This is a genomic window from Pseudacidovorax sp. 1753 (assembly GCF_040544975.1).
Lineage (GTDB): Bacteria > Pseudomonadota > Gammaproteobacteria > Burkholderiales > Burkholderiaceae_C > Xenophilus.
The window spans coordinates 1-18,655 of sequence record NZ_JBEPKY010000019.1 but is presented as its reverse complement, the minus strand read 5'-3'; the positions used below and the strand labels follow the sequence as shown (position 1 = coordinate 18,655).

The 18,655-nt window shown below is 72.9% G+C and carries 11 protein-coding genes; 4 read left to right on the top strand and 7 right to left on the bottom strand.

The genetic code is table 11. The features are described from left to right. Positions 1-20 precede the first annotated feature (20 nt). The 7 genes from fumC to ABIC63_RS21990 all read right to left on the bottom strand — a co-directional run bounded on the left by fumC (position 21) and on the right by ABIC63_RS21990 (position 7,866). Positions 21-1,412, bottom strand: coding sequence for a class II fumarate hydratase (gene fumC, locus ABIC63_RS22020; RefSeq protein ID WP_354321379.1), 1,392 nt, complete (start codon positions 1,410-1,412; stop codon positions 21-23). A gap of 63 nt (positions 1,413-1,475) precedes the next feature. Then, positions 1,476-2,648, bottom strand: a complete 1,173-nt coding sequence (locus ABIC63_RS22015; protein WP_354321378.1) for an ABC transporter permease — start codon at positions 2,646-2,648, stop codon at positions 1,476-1,478. Continuing rightward, positions 2,648-3,853: an ABC transporter permease gene (locus ABIC63_RS22010; protein ID WP_354321377.1), complete on the bottom strand. Its 1,206-nt coding sequence runs from the start codon at positions 3,851-3,853 to the stop codon at positions 2,648-2,650. Before ABIC63_RS22010 ends, ABIC63_RS22015 begins: the two co-directional genes overlap by 1 nt. A gap of 67 nt (positions 3,854-3,920) precedes the next feature. After that, the gene (locus ABIC63_RS22005) at positions 3,921-4,907 is read right to left on the bottom strand and encodes an HlyD family secretion protein (protein ID WP_354321376.1); all 987 of its coding nucleotides are present in this window, start codon (positions 4,905-4,907) and stop codon (positions 3,921-3,923) included. A 2-nt stretch (positions 4,908-4,909) separates the two neighbouring features. Then, complete coding sequence (locus ABIC63_RS22000; RefSeq protein ID WP_354321375.1) at positions 4,910-6,334, bottom strand: TolC family protein; 1,425 nt, start codon at positions 6,332-6,334, stop codon at positions 4,910-4,912. A 10-nt stretch (positions 6,335-6,344) separates the two neighbouring features. Then, positions 6,345-7,049 carry a MerR family transcriptional regulator gene (locus tag ABIC63_RS21995; RefSeq protein ID WP_294377792.1) on the bottom strand — a complete coding sequence of 235 codons (705 nt, stop codon included), beginning with the start codon at positions 7,047-7,049 and terminating at the stop codon, positions 6,345-6,347. A 121-nt stretch (positions 7,050-7,170) separates the two neighbouring features. Next, the gene (locus ABIC63_RS21990; RefSeq protein ID WP_354321374.1) at positions 7,171-7,866 is read right to left on the bottom strand and encodes a Crp/Fnr family transcriptional regulator; all 696 of its coding nucleotides are present in this window, start codon (positions 7,864-7,866) and stop codon (positions 7,171-7,173) included. Between the two features lie 95 nt (positions 7,867-7,961). Between ABIC63_RS21990 and ABIC63_RS21985 the strand changes: the two genes are divergently transcribed. The 4 genes from ABIC63_RS21985 to ABIC63_RS21970 all read left to right on the top strand — a co-directional run bounded on the left by ABIC63_RS21985 (position 7,962) and on the right by ABIC63_RS21970 (position 18,096). After that, on the top strand, positions 7,962-8,477 hold the full coding sequence (locus tag ABIC63_RS21985) for an Mpo1 family 2-hydroxy fatty acid dioxygenase (RefSeq protein WP_354321373.1): 516 nt from the start codon (positions 7,962-7,964) through the stop codon (positions 8,475-8,477). 172 nt (positions 8,478-8,649) lie between these two features. After that, complete coding sequence (locus ABIC63_RS21980) at positions 8,650-10,797, top strand: CHAT domain-containing protein (protein ID WP_354321372.1); 2,148 nt, start codon at positions 8,650-8,652, stop codon at positions 10,795-10,797. A gap of 8 nt (positions 10,798-10,805) precedes the next feature. Then, positions 10,806-12,461 (top strand): ShlB/FhaC/HecB family hemolysin secretion/activation protein, encoded by a 1,656-nt coding sequence (locus tag ABIC63_RS21975; protein ID WP_354321371.1) that lies wholly within the window; start codon positions 10,806-10,808, stop codon positions 12,459-12,461. Positions 12,462-12,501: 40 nt separating this feature from the next. Continuing rightward, the gene (locus ABIC63_RS21970) at positions 12,502-18,096 is read left to right on the top strand and encodes a two-partner secretion domain-containing protein (RefSeq protein ID WP_354321370.1); all 5,595 of its coding nucleotides are present in this window, start codon (positions 12,502-12,504) and stop codon (positions 18,094-18,096) included. Positions 18,097-18,655: the final 559 nt, after the last annotated feature.

Here is an 18,655-nt window from a genome sequence, read left to right as displayed (position 1 = left end):
CTGCAGGCGAATGCGGGCGCTCAGCGGCCGGTCATGTTCTCGGGAATCACCCACTGGTCGAACTGCTCGCCCGTCAGGTGCCCCGAGGCGATGGCCGCCTCGCGCAGGCTGGTGCCTTCCTTGTGTGCCTTCTTGGCGATGTAGGCCGCCTTGTCGTAGCCGATGTGCGTGTTCAGCGCCGTCACCAGCATCAGCGAGCGGCTCACCAGCTCGGCGATGCGGTCGCGGTTGGGCTCGATGCCCACGGCGCAGTGGTCGTTGAAGCTCACGATGCCGTCGGCCAGCAGGCGCACGCTCTGCAGGAAGTTGTGGGCCACCATGGGGCGGAACACGTTCAGCTCGAAGTTGCCCGACATGCCGCCGATGTTGATGGCCACGTCGTTGCCCATCACCTGCGCGGCCAGCATGGTCACGGCCTCGCTCTGCGTCGGGTTGACCTTGCCGGGCATGATCGACGAGCCGGGCTCGTTCTCGGGAATGCTCAGCTCGCCGATGCCGCTGCGCGGACCGCTCGCCAGCCAGCGCACGTCGTTGGCGATCTTGTTCATGCTGGCGGCCAGCGTCTTGAGCGCGCCGTGCGCATGCACGAAGGCGTCGCAGGCCGCCATCACCTCGAACTTGCTCGGCGCCGTCACGAAGGGCAGGCCCGTGAGGCGGGCCAGCTCGGCGGCGACGCCCTCGGCATAGCCCCTGGGCGCGTTCAGGCCGGTGCCCACCGCGGTGCCGCCCAGGGCCAGCTCGCACAGGTGGGGCAGGGCGGCGCGCACGTGGCGCTCGTTCTGGTCCAGTTGCGCGACCCAGCCCGAGACCTCCTGGCCCAGCGTCAGGGGCGTGGCGTCCTGCAGGTGGGTGCGGCCGATCTTGACGATGTCCATGAAGTCCTCGGACTTCTTCGCCAGCGTGGCGCGCAGCTTGGCGATGGCCGGCAGCAGCTTGTGCGTGAGCGCCTGCACGGCCGCCACGTGCATGGCGGTGGGAAAGACGTCGTTGCTCGACTGGCTGCGGTTGACGTCGTCGTTGGGGTGCACCAGGCGGCCTTCGCCGCGCTGGCCGCCGAGCAGCTCGCTCGCGCGGTTGGCCAGCACCTCGTTGACGTTCATGTTGGTCTGCGTGCCCGAGCCGGTCTGCCAGACGACCAGCGGGAACTCATGCGGATGCTTGCCGGCCAGCACCTCGTCGGCGGCGGCCACGATGGCATCGGTCTTCTTCGCGTCCTGCAGGCCCAGCTGCTGGTTGACCACGGCCGAGGCCCGCTTCACCAGGGCCAGTGCCTGGATGATCTCCAGCGGCTGGCGCTCGCCCGAGATGTCGAAGTTCTGCAGCGAACGCTGCGTCTGCGCGCCCCACAGGTGGTCGGCGGGGACTTCGATGGGACCGAAGGTGTCTTTCTCGATGCGGGTGCTGGAGCTCATGGCGGCGAGTGTCGGATGGAGGAAGGAAAAGTCCGCCAGTATCCCCCGCGATGAGAGAAATTCTCAACGGCGCGGGTATGGCCCGACGCGCAGCCGTCCCGCCCACAGCAGTCCCGCCAGTGCCAGGCCGAACACCGTGGCCAGCTTGCCCAGCCAGGGCAGCACGTCCGCCAGCGGCGCGCCCATCTGGTTGAGCCGCAGCGAGGCCTGGATGCCCGCCGTGCTGGGCAGCCAGCCGCCCAGCCACTGCAGCGGCATCGGCAGTGCCTCGCTGGGCCAGGAGAAGCCCGAGAGGAAGGCCAGCGGCAGCGAGCTGAACAGGATCACCTGCAGCGCGCGTTCGCGGTCGCGGAACCAGCAGCCCAGCAGCAGGCCCAGCGCGCAGACCGTGGGCACGTAGAAGGCCAGCAGCAGTGCGGCCGCCGGCGGGTTGCCGCCGCGTGGATAGTCCTGCAGCACGAAGATCCAGCCGAAGAAGAACAGCCCCGTCATGAGGCCGAAGCCCGACAGCGCCACGAGCCGCCCCAGCCAGGCCGCGGGCCGCGCGCGCAGCCGGTCTGCCTCGGCCCAGGTCCCGGCCAGCATGGCGCAGCCCATCAGCAGCGTCTGGTGTAGGATCAGCAGCGCCACGGCCGGCACCACGTAGCTGCCGTAGCCCTCGGTCGGGTTGAACAGCGGCACCAGCTGCGTGTTGAGCGGGCTGCGGCTGGCGCGGGCCTGCGGCGCGCTCTGGCCGGCCGCCTGCAGGCGGCGGATCTCGATGCCGGCCGACACCGTGCCCACCGCTTCCGAGAAGCCGTAGAGCACCGACTTGTTGAGCAGCGCATAGGCGCCGTTGCCCTCGATGGTCACGCCCACCGCCGCGCCGCGCACCACGTCGCGCTTGAGGTCGCGCGGCAGCAGGGCGTAGCCCTCGATCTCGCCGCGCCACAGGGCCTGTCGCGCGGCCTGCTCGTCGCCGGTCACCAGCCGCACGTCGATGCGCGGGCTGGCCTGCGCGAAGCGCACGATCTGGCGCGAGAGGTTGCTGCCGTCCTGGTCCACCACCGCGACGGGCACGCGCGTGACCGCCTCGGTGCCGTAGGGCCAGGGATAGAAGAAGCCGTAGATCACCGGCGCGAGCAGCAGGATCAGCAGCACGCCCGGATCGCGCAGCACGGCCAGGGCCGTGGCACGCCACGCGTCGGCGAAGCGCTGCCGGGTGCGGTCGGCGGTGGGCGCGTTTTCGTTCGTCATCAGCGCTTGCCCCAGCTCTCGGGCGCCTTCGCCGCGCGGCCGACCAGGCCGGCGCTGGCGGCCAGCAGGGCCAGCGCGGCCACCGCCATCCACAGCGGCGTGGCCATCGAATAGACCAGCGGCGCGCCCATCTGCAGCTGCTCGATCTGCACGCGGGCGTAGTGCGTGTAGGGCAGCGCCAGCGCCCACGCGCGCGCCGCCGCAGGCATGGCCACCAGCGGAAAGCCCACGCCGCCGAAGGCGAAGGCAGGCGCGGTGATGAAGCCCGTGCCCGAGAGCGCCGTGCGCAGCGAGCGCGTCAGCGCCGCCAGGAAGGCGCCCATCGCCACCGACAGCCCCAGGAACAGCACCAGCGCCGCGGCCACCCACAGCAGCGAGCCGGCCGGGTGCCAGCCCCGCCCCAGCGTGAGACCCAGCAGTGCCAGCAGCCCGACGACCGACAGCGATGCCCATGGCAGCAGCAGCTTGCCGGCCAGCGCCGCGGCCGCTTCGCCCCAGTTCGCGCCGGCCGCCATGCCCGCATTCGCACCCACACCCGGCGCCAGCCATTCGCCCAGGCTGCGGTCGCGCAGCTCACGGCCCAGGGTCCAGGCGCCAGCGGTCATGGCAAAGATGTGCAGCAGCGCCGGGATCAGCGCCGCGCCCAGGAACTGCTCGTAGTTGCTCGACGTATTGAACAGCGCCACCGTGTTGGCCCGCACCGGATCGAGGTGCGCCCGCGCCGCCGGGGCCGATTCGCCGCGCTTGGCGCGTGCCGTCAGCTCGATGCCGGCCGACACCGTGCCCACGGCCGTGCGCACGTCGCGCTGGATCAGGCTGGAGTGCGTGCCGCGCTGCGCGTTGTGCAGCAGCACCACCTGGCCGGCGCGGCCCTGCTTGAGGTCGCGCGAGAGTTCGCGCGGCATCCACACCGCCGCATGCACGCGGCCGGCCACGAGGGCCCGGTCCATCTCGGCCGCATCGGCATAGCGCTCGGCCACCTGCAGGCCGGGCGAGGCTTCCAGGAAGCGCTCGATCTGGCGCGAGATGGCCGAATGGTCCTCGTCCAGCACACCGATGGGCAGCCGGTTCGGCAGCCCGGCCGAAAAGATCCACCACATCAGCGCGGCGGCCAGGGCCGGCACCCAGCTCACCATGGCCAGCTCCCAGGGCTGGCTGGTGAGGCGCCAGGCTTCGCGGCGCAGGCTGCGGGCGAAGGGGGTCATCGGCTCAGGCACCGTGCGCGGACGTGGCAACGTCGGGCAGGCGGCGCAGACGGATGGCGGCCACGTCTCAGTCGACCAGCACGCTCATGCCCGGCCGCGCGCCTGCGATGGGCTGCAGCGGTTTGGCGCGGACCTCGAAGGTGCGCACGTCAAAGCCCGCGCCCGCGCGCGTGGCGCGCCAGGTCGCGAAGTCGGGCAGCGGCGCGCTGTAGCTCACCTTGAAGCGTGCTGGCGCAGCCTGGGGGCCCAGGGCCGGCAGGCGGGCGTCGAACTCCTGCCCCACCGCGAAGCGCGACAGCCGGTCCTCGCGCACATTCAACACCACCCACTGGTCGGCGAGGTCCACCACCGTGACGGCGGCCACGCCCTGCGGCACCAGCTCGCCGGCGCGGGCCAGCACCTTGGCCACTTCGCCGGCGACGGGGCTGCGCAGCTCGGTCTCGGCCTTGGCGGCCTGGGCCTCGGCCACCACGCCGGCCACCTGCCGGGCCTGCGCCTCGGCGGCGGCCTTGTCCTCGCCGCGGGCGCCCTGGCGCGCCAGGTCGTACTGCGCGCGGGCGGCGATGGCGGCGTCGCGCGAGGCCTTCCAGTTGGCCTCGGCCTCGTCGCGCTTCTGCGCCGCCACCAGGCCCTCGCGCGCCAGGCCGTCCACGCGGTCGAAGGACTTGCGGGCGAGCTCGGCGGCCGTCTCGGCGCGCTGCCACTGCATGCGGGCCATCTCGATCTCCTGCGGGCGGGCGCCGTTCTCGGCCTTCTTCGCCACCGCCTGCGCCGCCTGCTGGGCGGCCGTGGCCTGGGCCAGCTTGGCATCGACCTCGGGCGAGGCCATGCGCAGGATCGGCGCGCCCGCCTCGATGCGGTCGCCCTCGCGCACCATGACCTCGGCGATGCGGCCGGGGATCTTGGCGGCGATGTCGGTTTCCTTCGCCTCCATCTGGCCCTGGAACACCTCGGGCGCCGGCCGGCTGGCGCGCCAGAAGCCCCAGCCGATCAGGCCGGCGACGATGAGGCCGGCCACGATGGCCAGGGGCAGGGTCTTGCGACGTTGGGTCATGGTCATTCGATCCTCACATCGGCGCGGGCGATGTAGTCGGCAAAGCGCTCGGAGATGCCGGCGCTCTGCAGCAGGCGGGCCAGGGCCTGCACGTACTCGTTGGCGGCCTGGGCGCGTTCGGTCTGCACCTTGGCCAGGTTGGTCTCGGCGTCGATCAGGTCCTGCGTGGTGCTGGTGCCTTCGCGCAGGCCGGCGCTGCGCAGGCGCACCACCTCCTGCGCCAGGTCGATGCCGGCCTGCATCGACGCGAACTGCCGGCGCGCGTTCTCCAGTGCCCGCCAGTTGCGCTCCACCAGCAGCGAGATGTCGCTGCGCGCCTGCGCATCGGTGCGCTCGGCCTGCTCCACCTGCTTCAGGCTGGCGGCGGCCAGCTGGTCGCGGTCGATGCTGTCGTAGAGCGTCCAGTACACGCCCACGCCGGCCACCCAGCCGGCCTCTTCGCGGCGCTTGAGGTCGTGCGTGCCGAAGGCCAGCACCTGCGGGCGACGCAGGGCCTCCTCGCCGGCATGCAGTTCCTCGGCCTGCATCTTCTTCGCCGCGACCTTGGCCAGGCCCGGATGGTGCAACTGCGCCGCATCGAGGAAGTAGCCGAGCGGCTCGACCGGCTGGCTGAGGACGAAGAGCGGCGTGCGCGGCAGCACCGGCTGGTCGGCCCGCACGGTGCGGGCCAGCGCGACGGCGGCCAGCTCGGCATCGTCCCGGGCCTTCTCGGCATTGCGGCGTGCCTCTTCATAGGCGCTGCGGGCCTGCAGCCGCTCCACGCGCGAGATGACGCCGGCCGCCAGCATCTTCTGCGCCGCCTCGTCGTGGCCGGCGATGGTGCGTTCGGCCTGGGCGCGCAGGTCGGCAGCGCGCTGCGCGAGCTGGGCGCCGAAGTAGCGCTCCACCAGCGTCTGGTCCACCTCGCCGCCGGTCTGGTCGGCGTCGGCGCGGGCCTCGCGGGTCTGTGCGCCGGCAAAGCCGCGCACCGCGTCGGTGGCGCCGCCGGTGTAGAGCGGCCAGATGGCCGACACCGAGGATGTGAAGCCATGGCCATCGCGCTGCAGCGTGTAGCTGTCGGGCAGGCGCACCGGCAGGCGGGCCAGGCTGCTCTGCAGGCTGGCGGGCAGCAACTGGCCGACCTGCGTGAGGCCCGAATCGAAGGAGGACAGATCGACGTTCAGCCGCGCGTCATAGGCATAGCCCACGCCGGTCACGCTGACCACCGGCCCGCCCAGGTTGCGCAGCGCATCGGCGCGCAGCGACTTGGACTCGACACCGGCGCGCGCGGCGGCCAGCTTGTCAGAGCGCTCCAGCATGCGCTGGCGGGCGGCCTCGAAGCTCAGCGCCAGGCCGTCGCGCGCGGTCTGCGCATGCGCCGCCGAAGCAGCCAGGCCCGCGGCCAGCGCGAAGGCCGCAAGCGGAAAGGGGCGTCGCAGGTGGGTCATGGCGTGAAGGTCATTTCTGGCGGGCGACGAGGGCATCCAGCTCCTGCTGGAGGATGAGCGGAAAGGCCGCCTGCACCGCCCCCGTGGCCAGCGGTCCGGCCTGCTGCAGCAGCGCGGACGCGCGCTCGGGCTGGGCCAGCACCGCATCGACCAGCGTGCGCAGCCAGCGCCGCGCCACGCTGCGCAGGGTGCGCACCAGCGCCTCCTGCATGTCGATGGCCTGCTCGGGCGTGAGGCCCAGGGCCGCCAGCTGCTCGGCGATGCGCGCGAGCGCGGGGCTCAGGTGTTGCACGCTGCCGTCGGGCAGGCGGCGCGCCAGGCCGGCGCGCAGCGCGCGGTCGAGCAGGGCGGGTGTCATGCGGCCCTGCCATTGGGCCTTGACCTGCTCGGCTGGCACCACCAGCGGTGCTTCGGCCGCGAAGAGGTTGTCCGAGATCGACTGCGCCACCGCCGCCAGGCTGCGCCAGGAACTGGCCGGCGCCTGCTCGAACACGCGGCGGATCGCCTCGATGCCGAAGCCCTGCTCGCGCAGCGCGCGGATCAGTTCGAGCCGCTGCGCATGCTCCTCGCCATAGAGCCCCAGCCGCCCGCGCAGCTTCGGCGGCGGCAGCAGGCCGGCCGTGGTGTAGGCGCGGATGTTGCGCACCGTCACGCCCGAGCCCGAAGCCAGGGCCTCGATGGTCAGTGCGTCGGTGGCGGTCGGGTCGGGGGGCATGGGGTGGGCGTGACGTGTCTTTTTCTATGTTACATGCGGCATGTCAAATAACAAAGCCGGATCGACGTCGGTCCGCAAGACCCCGCCAGCGCCTGATGTACGTGCAGCCCCGGCGTGCAGATCAGCCGACGCGGCCAGCCAGCGCGCGCAGCCGCGCCGCATCCAGGATCTCCACCGTGCCGCGCACCGGCCGCACGATGCCCTGGTGCGCCAAGCCCTGCAGCACCTGGTTCACCGTCTGGCGCGAGAGGGCCAGCATCGAGGCCAGCTGCTCCTGCGACAGCCGGACCACGCGGCGCGTCTGGTGCGTCCATTCGCCGTAGCCCTGCGACATGGCCAGCAGGCGCGCGGCGATGCGGTTCTCGGCCGGCAGCAGGGCCATGTCCTCCAGCGCCTGGAAGGCCGCGCGCAGCTTGCTGGTGGCCAGCAGTCCGATCCACTGCCACAGCGCGGGCTGCGCCTGCAGCACGGCCAGCAGCGCCGCCTGCGGCACATGCAGCGTGACGGCCGCACCCTGCGCGTGGGCGTCGTGCGTGCGCGGCAGGCCGTCGAGCAGGCCGATCTCGCCGATCCACTGCGAGGGCTCCGCGATGGCCAGCAGGGCTTCCCGGCCATCGGCCGCCAGGCCGGTGATGCGCACCGCGCCCTCGGCGACGCCATAGAGGCCGTCGGGCGGGTCGCCGCGCCGGAACAGGCAGGCGCCGTCCGCATGGCGGCGCGCCACGGCCAGGCCCAGCAGCGCCTGCTGCAGGGGCGCGGGGGCGGCCTTGAACCAGCTGCCGCTGGCGGCGATGCGGGGCCAGTTGTCGTCGTTCATGGGTCGCAAGGGCGGCGGGCCCCTTGTGTCCGGCAGCCGACAGTGGCGCGCGGGGGGCCGTCCTAGCATCGCCGCATTGCGCCAAGGAGACAACGATGAAGACACTCACCGAGCAACTGTCCACCTACGCGGGCTACCACAGGGACCCGCGCAACATCGCCACGCATTTCATCGGGATTCCCATGATCGTCCTGGCGGTCGTCGTGCTGCTGTCGCGGCCCGGCTTCATGCTGGCCGGGCTGTCGCTTACGCCCGCGGTCATCGCCAGCCTGCTGGCGATGGCCTACTACCTGCGGCTGGACCTGCGCTTCGGCGCCGTCATGGCCGCGCTGCTGGCCCTGGCGCTGTGGTTCGGCGACTGGGCCGCGGCACTGCCCACGGCCCGATGGCTGACCGTGGGCGTCGGCGGCTTCGTGGTCGGCTGGGCCTTCCAGTTCGTCGGCCACTGGTATGAGGGCCGCAAGCCGGCCTTCGTCGACGACCTGATGGGCCTGCTGATCGGGCCGCTGTTCGTGGTGGCCGAGGCTGCGTTCATGCTCGGCCTGTGCCAGACGCTGCGACAGGCCGTGGAGCAGCGCGCCGGCCCGGTGCGCCACCGCGTGACCGCCTGAGCGCCCTGCCACCGGCGTGCCCCTACGCCGTTCGCCCTAGACCTTCCTGCAAATTGGCCCCGCGGGGGCCCGTTCCTAGACTGCCCCGACGACGTCCGACGGGCAGGTCGCATCCTGCGCCTGCGGGGCCCGCCGCCCGGGCGTGCTCCACGGCCGGACGCCTGGGGGTCGAATGGAACGCAAGATGCACAAGCCGGCCGGGGGCGCCGGCCGCCACCGCGCCGGGTGGGGCGCCTGGGCCGTGGCCGCGGCACTGGCCTGGCCCGCCGCCGGCGCCTGGGCACAGGCCGCCGCGCCCGATGCCGAAGCCGCCGCCCGCCAGCAGGAGCAGGCCCGGCTGGCCGATTCGGACACGCTGCTGGCGCTCACGCAGGAGGGCGCCATCCTGTATTCGCAGGACAAGGTCAAGCTCAGTGCCTACCAGTACTGCAGCCAGGCCGTGTCGCTGGCCGAGGCGGGCGACTTCCGCCAGAGCGTGCGCGCCGCCAGCAAGGCGCTGCACCTGGCCGGCGCCACGCAGGACCCGGCCCTGCTGGCCGCCGCCAAGCGCGACCTGGCCATCGTCTACAGCTATGCCGGCCAGTTGGAGAAGGCCGAGCAGTTCGCGCGCGAAGCGCTGCAGCTGCCCACGCGCGAGCCGCAGCTCATCCGCGGCCCGGCCCTCAAGGTGCTGGGCGATGTGGACGCGCGCCGCGGCGACCTGGCCGGCGCCATCCGCAGCTACGACGAGGCCCTGGCCGCCAGCTCGCCGCGCTATGCGCCGCTGGTGCAGGCCTCGCTGGCCAATGCGCTGATCGACAGCGGCAAGCCCGCCGACCTGGCGCGCGCGCGGCAGCTGGTGGACAGCCTGCCCCCGCAGCGCGACGCCTCGCTGGCCGCGCAGGTGGAGCGCACCCGCGCCAACCTGCTGCTGGCCGAAGGCAAGCCCGCCGAGGCCCTGACCGTCTTCCAGCAACTGACCACGCGCCGCGCCGGCACCGACGCCGGCTACTTCCAGCTCTGGGCCTGGGACGGCGTGGCCCGCAGCGAATTGGCGCTGGACCGCAAGGCCGAGGCCGCGCAGGCGCTGGACCGCGCCCTGGCCGGCGTGGACAAGGTGCGCGCGCGCTTCCGCAGCGACGAATTCAAGATGGGCGTGTTCTCCGACCTGCAGCAGCTCTTCGAGCGCGCGGTGGGTCTGTATGCCGACATGGGCGAGCCGCGCCGCGCCTTCGAGGTGAGCGAGCACAGCCGCTCGCGCGCCCTGCTCGACGCCGTGCGTGGCCGTGCCCAGCTGGCCACGCAGGCCACGGCCGTGGTCGACCTGGCCAGCCTGCAGGCCACCCTGGCACCCGACGAGCGCCTGGTGCAGTACCACGCGCTGCCCGACCGGCTTCAGGTGTGGGTGGTCAGCAGCACCGAGGTGCGCAGCCAGAGCCTGCCGATCCGCCGCGACGAGCTGGTGGAGCTGGTCGACACCTTCCGCAACTCGGTGGTGCGCGGCCGTCGCACGGCCATCGGCAATGCCGACAAGATGGGCGCGGCGCTGATCGGCCCGCTGGGCCTGCAGCCCGGCCAGCGCATCGTGGTGGTGCCGCACGGGCCGCTGCACTACCTGCCCTTCCAGGCCCTGCGGGTCAACGGCCGCTACCTGATCGAGACCAACCCGGTATCGGTCTCGCCCTCCATGAGCATCGCGGTGCAGCTGGCGCGTCGCACGCCGCGCGTCGACGGGCGGCTCACGGCCTTCGGCAATCCGCGCATCGAGGACAAGTACGACCTGCCCGGCTCGGTGGCCGAGGTCCAGCGGCTGGAGCAGCTCTTTCCGCGGCACACCGTCTTCATGGGCGCGCAGGCCACCAAGACGCAGTTCCGCCAGGCGGCCGGCGGCTCGCCGCTGGTGCACGTGGCCGCGCATGCCGAGGCCGATCAGGTCGACCCGCTCTATTCGCGCATCCTGCTGGCCAACGAGAACGGGCGCCAGAACTTCCTGGAGGCGCACGAGATCCTGGAGCTGCCCATGCAGGGCACGGCCCTGGTCACGCTGTCGGCCTGCGAATCGGGCCTGGGCCGCATCGCCTCGGGCGACGAGGTGCTGGGCTTCACCCGCTCCTTCCTGTCGGCCGGCAGCAGCAGCCTGATCGCCTCGCTGTGGCCGGTGTCGGACGACGCCACCGCGGTGCTCATGAGCACGCTCTACGGCGAACTCGCCAAGGGCCGCGACCTGCAGCAGGCCATGCAGGCCGGCCAGCTGGCGGTGCTGCGCGATCCCAAGATGGCCCATCCCTTCTTCTGGGCCCCCTTCAACCTGATCGGCAACTGGCGCCTGACCGTCCAATGAAGCCCGCCATGACCTCATCCTTCGCGATCCGTGCAACGGCACTGGCCGCTGCGTTGACGGCCATGGCGCCCGCGCTGGCGCAGCAGCAGCTGGTGCCCGTGCAGCCGCCGTGCACCAGCTGCGCCGCGCCCGGTGCGCAGACCCTGCCCGCGGCGCCGGCCGCGCCGGCCGTCTCCTTCCGCCTGAACGACCTGCGCCTCACCGGTGCCGAGGCCCTGTCGGCCGAGGAGCTGCGCGAGATCACCGGCCCTTACGTCGGCCGCGACGTCACGCTGGCCGACCTGGAGAAGCTGGCCCAGGCCATCACCGACCGCTACCACGCCCGCGGCTACTTCCTGGCCCAGTCGGTGGTGCCGGTGCAGACGGTGCAGAACGGCGTGGTGGAGATCAGCATCGCCGAAGGCCGCATCGGCAAGGTGGACGTGCAGGTGGCGCCCGAGGCGCCCACCAGCGAGGCGCGGGTGCGCGGCTTCCTGGCCGCGCTGCAGCCCGGCGCCGCCGTGAGCGCCCCGGCCTACGAACGCGCCATGCTGCTGCTGTCCGACCAGCCCGGCATCGCCGTCGGCTCGGGCCTGCAGGAAGGCAGCCAGCCCGGCACCACCGACCTGGCGGTGGAGGTGAACCCCGGCTCGCGCTTTTCCTTCAGCGCCGATGCCGACAACCATGGCACCCAGGAGTCGGGCCGCTACCGCGTGGGCGGCTCGCTGCGCTGGAACAGCCCGTTGGGCATCGGCGACAACCTGGACCTGCGGGCCATGGTGTCCAACAACGACGCGCTGCAGCTCGGCCGCATCGCCTACGAACTGCCGCTGGGCACCAGCGGCCTGCGCCTGGGCGCCGGGCTGGCCCGCATCAACTACCAGCTCGACGGCGAATTCGCCGTGCTGGGCGCGCAGGGCAAGGCCGACGTGGCCGACTTGTCGCTCTTCTACCCGGTGATCCGCCAGCGGCGGCAGAACCTCTTCGTGCGGCTGTCGGTGGACACCAAGCGGCTGACGGACGAATACACCACGCTGGCTTTCGAGGGCCGCAAACGGGTGCACGGCCTGGGCCTGGGCTGGACCTGGGAGCTGCGCGACGACTGGCTGGGCGGCGGCTACTGGGCCAGCTCGGGCACGGCCTACCGCGGCAGCCTGTCGATCCGCGAGCCCAGCCTGCTGGCGGCCGACCAGGCCCTGGGCGGGCCGCGCACCGAGGGCAGCTTCTCCAAGCTCACCTTCCAGGTCTCGCGCCTGCAGTCGGTGCTGCCGGAGCATTCGCTGTACCTGGCCCTGGGGGGGCAGTGGGCCAGCAAGAACCTCGATGCCTCCGAGAAGCTGAGCCTGGGCGGCGCGCGTGCCGTGCGGGCCTATCCTTCGGGCGAGGTGCTGGTGGACCAGGGCCTGATCGGCACCGTCGAATGGCGCTGGTCGGCCACCTCGGAGTTGACGCCCTACGTCTTCTACGACGCGGCCCGCGGCCGGCCGCAGAAGACCCCGGGCCTGTTCGACACCACGCCCGCCAGCCGCAGCCTGCGCGGCGCCGGCATCGGCCTGCAGTGGGTGCGCGCCGGCAACTTCTCGATCAATGCCTCGCTGGCCTGGCGCGCCGGCACGCCTGCGGCCGTCACCGACGGCGGCGGTCGCAATCCGCGGCTGTACGTGCAGCTGCAGAAATCCTTCTGACCGGCCGCGGCACCCGGCGCTTTATCCAAGAGGCCTCGCCATGAGTTCCCGACATCCCTCTTCTTTCGCCGCCGCGGCACGCCACTGGCGCCTGCGGCCCCTGGCGCTGTCGCTGCTGTGCATGGGCGCCGGCTCGGCCATCGCCCAGCTCGCACCGCTCACGCTGCCGGTGATCGCCCCGGGCGCGGGCTCGCTGCGCGGCGTCGCCATCACCGCGCAGAACCCTGGCGCCGGCACCATGACGCTGACGCAGAGCCAGGCCCGCGCCATCGCGCAGTGGACGAGCTTTTCCATCGGCTCGGGCGCGGCCGTCAACATCGTGCAGCCGACGGCCGCGTCGGTGCTGCTCAACCGGGTGACCGGCGGCAATCCGTCGGAGATCGCGGGTCAGCTCACGGCCAACGGGCGCGTGTTCCTGGTCAACCCCTCGGGTGTGCTGTTTTCGGGCACGGCGCAGGTGAACGTGGGCGGTCTGGTGGCCACCACGCTGGACATTCCCGACGCCAGCTTCATGCCCGCCGGCCGCGAGAACACGCTGCTGGGCCCGGGCGAGGTGCTGGTGTTCGAGCGCAACGATGCGAGCGCCACGACGGTGGTCAACCGCGGGCGGATCGTGGCGACCGCGGGCGGCACCGTGCTGCTGATTGGCGCGGGCGTGAGCAACGACGCCGGGGGCACGATCAACGCGCCTGGCGGCACTGCGGGCCTGGTCTCGGGCCGCAAGGTGTCGCTGGACTTCGCAGGCGATGGCCTGACCAATGTGGTCATCAACGCCGACGCGCTGGCGACCAACGCCTCGGCCGCCAATGCCGGCGTGCTGCAGGCCGACGGCGGCCGGGCGCTGATGCTGGGCAGCTCGACCACCACCGGCCAGCTGGTGGTGAGCAACACGGGCGTGGTGCAGGCCCGCAGCCTGGAGTCGCGCAACGGCGAGATCGTGCTGGGTGCCGGCCGCACCAACGTGCTGGCGGTCACCGGCGGCACGGTCGATGCGAGCGGCATCGAGGCCGGTCGCCAGGGCGGCAGCATCACGCTGGCCGGCGGCCAGGTGGTGCTGGCCGACGTTCCCCCGCCTGCCGTGCCTTCCGTCGCGGCCGACGCGCCGGCCACGCGGCTGGACGCGCGCGGCGCCGCGGGCGGCGGCACCGTCACCCTCGCGGGCACCTACGTGGGCGTGGCGCCCACGGCCAGCATCGATGCGAGCGCCACCGGCAGCGGGGCGGGCGGCAGCATCGTGATCGGCTCGGCCCAGGCGGTGACGCTGCCGGGCGAGGCGGCGCCCTCGCCCGAGGTCCCGCGCACCACCGTGCAGCTGGCCGGCACGCTGCGGGCCCGCGGCGCGGGCAACGGTGCCGGCGGCAGCATCTCGGCCAGCGCCGACGGCATGGTGGCCAGCCCGGCCGGCGTGGATGCCGGTGGCGGCAGCGACGGCGGCACCAACGGCCGGCTGACGCTGGCGGTGGGCGATGCGGTGCAGGTGCTGGCCGGCGACGTGGCCTACGACTCGGCCCTCTCGGCCACGGAAGGCGGCCGGGTGGGCGCCGCATCGCTGGGCCGGGCGCTCAGCAGCGGCACCGATGTCACCCTGTCCAGCGCCTCCACCGGCGATGGCCGCGGCGTGGTCTTCCAGCAGGGCGACACGCCGGCCAGCGCCGCGCAGGTCATCAAGACGGGCGGCCCGACCACCACGCTGCGCATCGATTCGGCCGGCAGCATCGACATGGGGCCGGGCAGCGCCATCACCGCCACCGAAGGGGCGCTGAACGTGGACTTCAATGCCGACTCGACCGGCGCGGCCCTGGCCACGGCGGGCACGATCCGGCCCTTTCCCGATTACGACACCGCCTGGGCGGGCGCGATCCGCCTGGACGGCGCGCGCATCGACGCCAATGGCGGCAACGTGCGCTTCTTCGGCCAGGGCGATGCCGCCAATGGCCGCGCCGTGGGCGGCGGCTATTCGGACGGCGGCACCGCCAGCGACCGCTGGCGCGCGGGCGTCTACATCGGCAACAGCCAGGTGCTGACCCGTGGCAGCGGCCAGCTCAGCCTGGCCGGCCAGGGGCGCAGCTGGGCCACCAGCGGCTCCTACACCGCCAGCGAGGGCGTGCTGGTGACGGCCGGCAGCACGGTGCAGGCCGGCACGGGCGGCCTGGCCGTCACAGGCACCAGCGGCGTGGGCGCGAGCGGCGTGCGGGTGGACGGGGCATCCACGCTCACCTCGGGCGGTGCGGCGGCGCTCACCGGCGTGGCCAGCAGCTGGACCGACGCGCAGCCGGGCGGCAGCATCGGCAACACGGCGGGGGTGCTGCTCAGCGGCGCGGCCGTGCAGGCCCAGGGCAACGTGACGCTGCAGGGCACCGGCGCCAACCTCGACGGCATGCGCGGCGACAACGAATTCACCGGCTTCCTCAGCACCGCCCAGGCATCGCAGGGCGTGCAGATGGTGTCCAGCCAGGTGACGGCAGGCACGGGTGCGCGCATCGACGTGACGGGTACCGCCGGCAGCGGCGGCTTCTCGGCCGTGCGCGACGGCACCACGGGCGCGATCTCCATCGTCGAAGGCGCGTCGGCGCGGGCCATCGACATCGGCGGCGCGGTGGGCGGCGGCCTGCGGGCCGAAGGCGGCACCGTCAACCTGCAGGGCGGCAGCGGCGCCGTGCGCCTGGGCACCGACGCCACCACGGTCGCGCTGGCCGGGCCGCGGCTCGATGCGCTGGTCGATGTCTCCAGCACCACGGGCACGGGCGGCAGCATCGTGATCGAGGCCAACAACGTGCTGCTGCAGAACCCGCAGGCCGATCCCGGCGCCACCTTCATGGACGCGAGCGGCGCGGGGCAGGGCGGCAGCATCGTGGTCAAGGGCACCAACGCCGTCGCCATGGCCAACGACGCGGTGCTGCGCGCCGACGCCAACGCGGCCACGGGCAACGGCGGGCAGATCCAGCTGCTGGGCGGCCGCACGCTGCGGGCCCACGGCAGCCTGTCGGCGCAGGGCGGCGCTTCGGGCGGCAACGGCGGCAGCATCGAGACCTCCGGCGCCGGCTTCGACCTCACCGGCATCCGCGTGAACGCCGGGGCCAGTGCCGGCAATGCGGGCACGTGGACGGTCGACCCCTTCGACATCACCATCGTCAACGGCAATGCCAGCGGCAGCCTGCCGGCCAATCCCTACGACGCGGTGGCCACCTCGACCATCCAGGACGGCGACATCAACAACGCGCTGCTGCGCTCCAACGTGACCATCGGGACGGGCACGGGCGGTGCCGCCGACCAGGGCGACATCTTCCTGGACGCGGCGCAGATCGCCTACGCGGGCACCGGCGCGCGCACCTTCACGCTCAATGCCAACCGCAGCGTGCGCTCGAATGCGGGCGCGAGCATCGCCTCGTACGGCACGGGCGGGCCGTTGAACGTGGTGTTCAACGCCGCGGCGACGACGGGCAGCGCGGCCGTGGGCGGCGGCCAGGTGAGCTGGGACGGCCAGATCTACACCAACGGCGGCAACGTCGTCATGAACGGCGCCTGGACCAACGACTCCAACGGCGCCACCAGCATCAGCCTGGGCGGCACGGCCGTGGTCGACACGCGGGGCGGCAATGCGCTCACGTCCCCGGGCGTCTACACCGGCGGCAGCGACGCGCAGGCGGGTGGCAGCGTACAGCTGACGGGGCGCACCGACACCACCTCGACCGGCAACTTCGTGACCGCGGCCGTCAACCTGGCGGGGTCGCGCATCGCGACGTCCACCGGCAACGTCGACATCCTCGGCACCACCACGCTGGGCACCGGCGTGCAGCTCACTGCCAACACGGCCACCGCGGGCATCCACACCACCAGCGGCAATGTGCGCATCACGGGCGTGGGCAGCTATGCGGCCAACAGCGGCAATGCGCCCGGGCATGGTGTGGCCATCGGTGCCCAGTTCGGCGGCGCGGCCTCGCTCCCGATGGTGGAGACCGGCACCGGCAGCATCGACATCACCGGCCTGCGGCTGGCGGGCGGCGCGTCCACCGGCGGCGACGGCGTGTGGCTGGGCAACCAGGCGCAGATCGGCAGCACCGGCGGCGGCAGCGTCACGGTGACCGGCGAGTCGCGCAACGACGGCGGCGCCGGCATCCGCATCATCGATGCCGGCGGCATCAGCGTGCCCTCGCCCGCGGGGCGCATCCAGTCCACCGGCCAGGTGGTGCTGCGCGCCGGCGCAGCGGGCACGGCCGATGCGCTGGTGCTGGGCAACGGCAGCCAGGTCAGCGCCGGCACGGTGCTCAACCTGCGGCCGGGCGCCGTGACCCTCACGGGCACCCCCGACAGCTATGCCGCTACCGGCACCGAGCGCGGCACCGACGCCATCGCGCTGGGCGGCACCAGTGCCAACGGCTTCGCCGTCTCCGCCGACGAATGGGCGCGGCTGTCCGCGCCGACGGTGGTGGTGGGCAGCAACGCACAGGCCGGCGCCATCACCGTGGCCGGCGCGCTCGGCGCCTCGGGCAACCTCACGCTGCAGGCCGACAACGAAGGCAGCATCGCGCTGCAGGCGCCGCTCACCGTCGGCGGCACGCTGGGCCTGCTGGCCACGCGCGACATCACGCAGACGGCGGCGGGGGGCATCACCGCGCCGACGCTGCTGGCGCGCTCGATCCTCGGCAACGTGCTGCTGGACCAGGCCGCCAACGACGTGGCGGCCAGCACGCTGGGTGGCAGCGCCGGGGGCAGCTTCCGCTACGTGGACGTGAACACGCTGCGTGTGGGCAGCGTCACCGCCTCCGGCTTCGATGCGGCGGCCAATGCCGCGCAGGCCGTGACCAGCGGCACCCTGAGCGGCAGCGACGTGCTGGTGCGGGCCACCACGGGCGACCTGCTGCTGGACACCTCGGTCGCCAGCACGGCGGGCACCGACCTCGTGGCCGGCAACACCTTCCAGAACATCGGCGGCGGCGGCATCAGCGGCCCCTGGCGCATCTGGGCGGCCACCTGGGTGGGCGAGACGCGCGGCGGCCTGGCCGGCACCTCGCCCATTCCCAACCTGTACGGCTGCACCTATGCGGGCGCCTGCGTGCCGGCCTTCCCGACCTCGGGCAACCGCTTCATCTACACGGCGCGGCCCACGGCCACCATCACCATCGCCGACGCGAGCCGGCAGCAGGGCCAGGCCAACCCGGCCTTCGGCTACGGCATCGCCGGGTTGATCCTGGGCGACACGGGCGCCGGCATCACCGGCGCGGTGGGCACCAACGCCAATGCCGGCAGCCCGGTGGGCGTGTATGCCATCAACGGCAGCTTCGTCTCTGCCGAGGGCTATCTGCTGAACGTGGTGCCGGGCCGGTTGAGCGTGACGCCGGCCCCGGTGCCGCCACCTCCTCCCTCTCCCTCTCCTTCGCCTGCTCCGGCGCCGTCGGTGTTCAGCCCGCCGAAGGTGGCGCCGGCCGACGTCATCCGCGAGGACGTCAACACCTACACCTTCGACCGCAACATCGGCGGCCCGCCCATCTGCTACGCCACCGGCCCGCTGGGCGGCAGCCGCACGGCGCAGCAGGGCGACGACGTGCTGGCCCGCGAATGGACGCGGGTGCGGTCGCGGCCACAGCTGACGAGTTGCGTGGACACGGAGCGCAAGAACGGGTGTTCGGACTTCTGAGCGTTGGCGGATCAGGCTTTGCTTGGCGCTTGGCGCTTGGTGCAGGTGCAGGTGCAGGTGCAGGTGCTTCGTGCCCAGGGTTGGGCTGATGCGGGCGGTCGGCGGCACGAGCGGCTGGGACGGTAACCCGGCAGAGGGCGCCGGCATGCGCGCTCCCGGCGCACGCTCGCGCTGACCGGCTTGCCTCACCGGACGGGTGCCCGCTTTCCACCGACGCGCTTGGGGCACTGCACGGCGCCGCGAATGGCACCTCCGCACGCGCACCGGCACCCTCCGCCTCGACGGTGCGCGCGAGCCCTCCCGGTTTTCGGGCCTTGGGACCTTGGTCGTGTGAGGCCTTGGTCCTTTGGTCTTGGGTCCTCGGGTCCTTGGGCCTTGGGCCTTGGGCCTTGGGCCTTGGGCCTTGGGCCTTTGGCCTTGGGTCCTTGGGGTCCTGGAGGTAATGCCGGCCAGTCAACCCCAACCCGTTCGGGCTGAGGTTCTATGGTTCTCGTCAAGCGACAGTGGCCGCCAGGCGGGCATCGAACATCGCGTGTTGCTTGAACAGCGAGAAGGCCAC

Coding starts and splice junctions, on each gene's coding strand:
- fumC (WP_354321379.1), bottom strand. CDS start 1,412: ATGAGCTCCAGCACCCGCATCGAGAAAGACACCTTCGGTCCCATCGAA.
- ABIC63_RS22015 (WP_354321378.1), bottom strand. CDS start 2,648: ATGACGAACGAAAACGCGCCCACCGCCGACCGCACCCGGCAGCGCTTC.
- ABIC63_RS22010 (WP_354321377.1), bottom strand. CDS start 3,853: ATGACCCCCTTCGCCCGCAGCCTGCGCCGCGAAGCCTGGCGCCTCACC.
- ABIC63_RS22005 (WP_354321376.1), bottom strand. CDS start 4,907: ATGACCCAACGTCGCAAGACCCTGCCCCTGGCCATCGTGGCCGGCCTC.
- ABIC63_RS22000 (WP_354321375.1), bottom strand. CDS start 6,334: ATGACCCACCTGCGACGCCCCTTTCCGCTTGCGGCCTTCGCGCTGGCC.
- ABIC63_RS21995 (WP_294377792.1), bottom strand. CDS start 7,049: ATGCCCCCCGACCCGACCGCCACCGACGCACTGACCATCGAGGCCCTG.
- ABIC63_RS21990 (WP_354321374.1), bottom strand. CDS start 7,866: ATGAACGACGACAACTGGCCCCGCATCGCCGCCAGCGGCAGCTGGTTC.
- ABIC63_RS21985 (WP_354321373.1), top strand. CDS start 7,962: ATGAAGACACTCACCGAGCAACTGTCCACCTACGCGGGCTACCACAGG.
- ABIC63_RS21980 (WP_354321372.1), top strand. CDS start 8,650: ATGGAACGCAAGATGCACAAGCCGGCCGGGGGCGCCGGCCGCCACCGC.
- ABIC63_RS21975 (WP_354321371.1), top strand. CDS start 10,806: ATGACCTCATCCTTCGCGATCCGTGCAACGGCACTGGCCGCTGCGTTG.
- ABIC63_RS21970 (WP_354321370.1), top strand. CDS start 12,502: ATGAGTTCCCGACATCCCTCTTCTTTCGCCGCCGCGGCACGCCACTGG.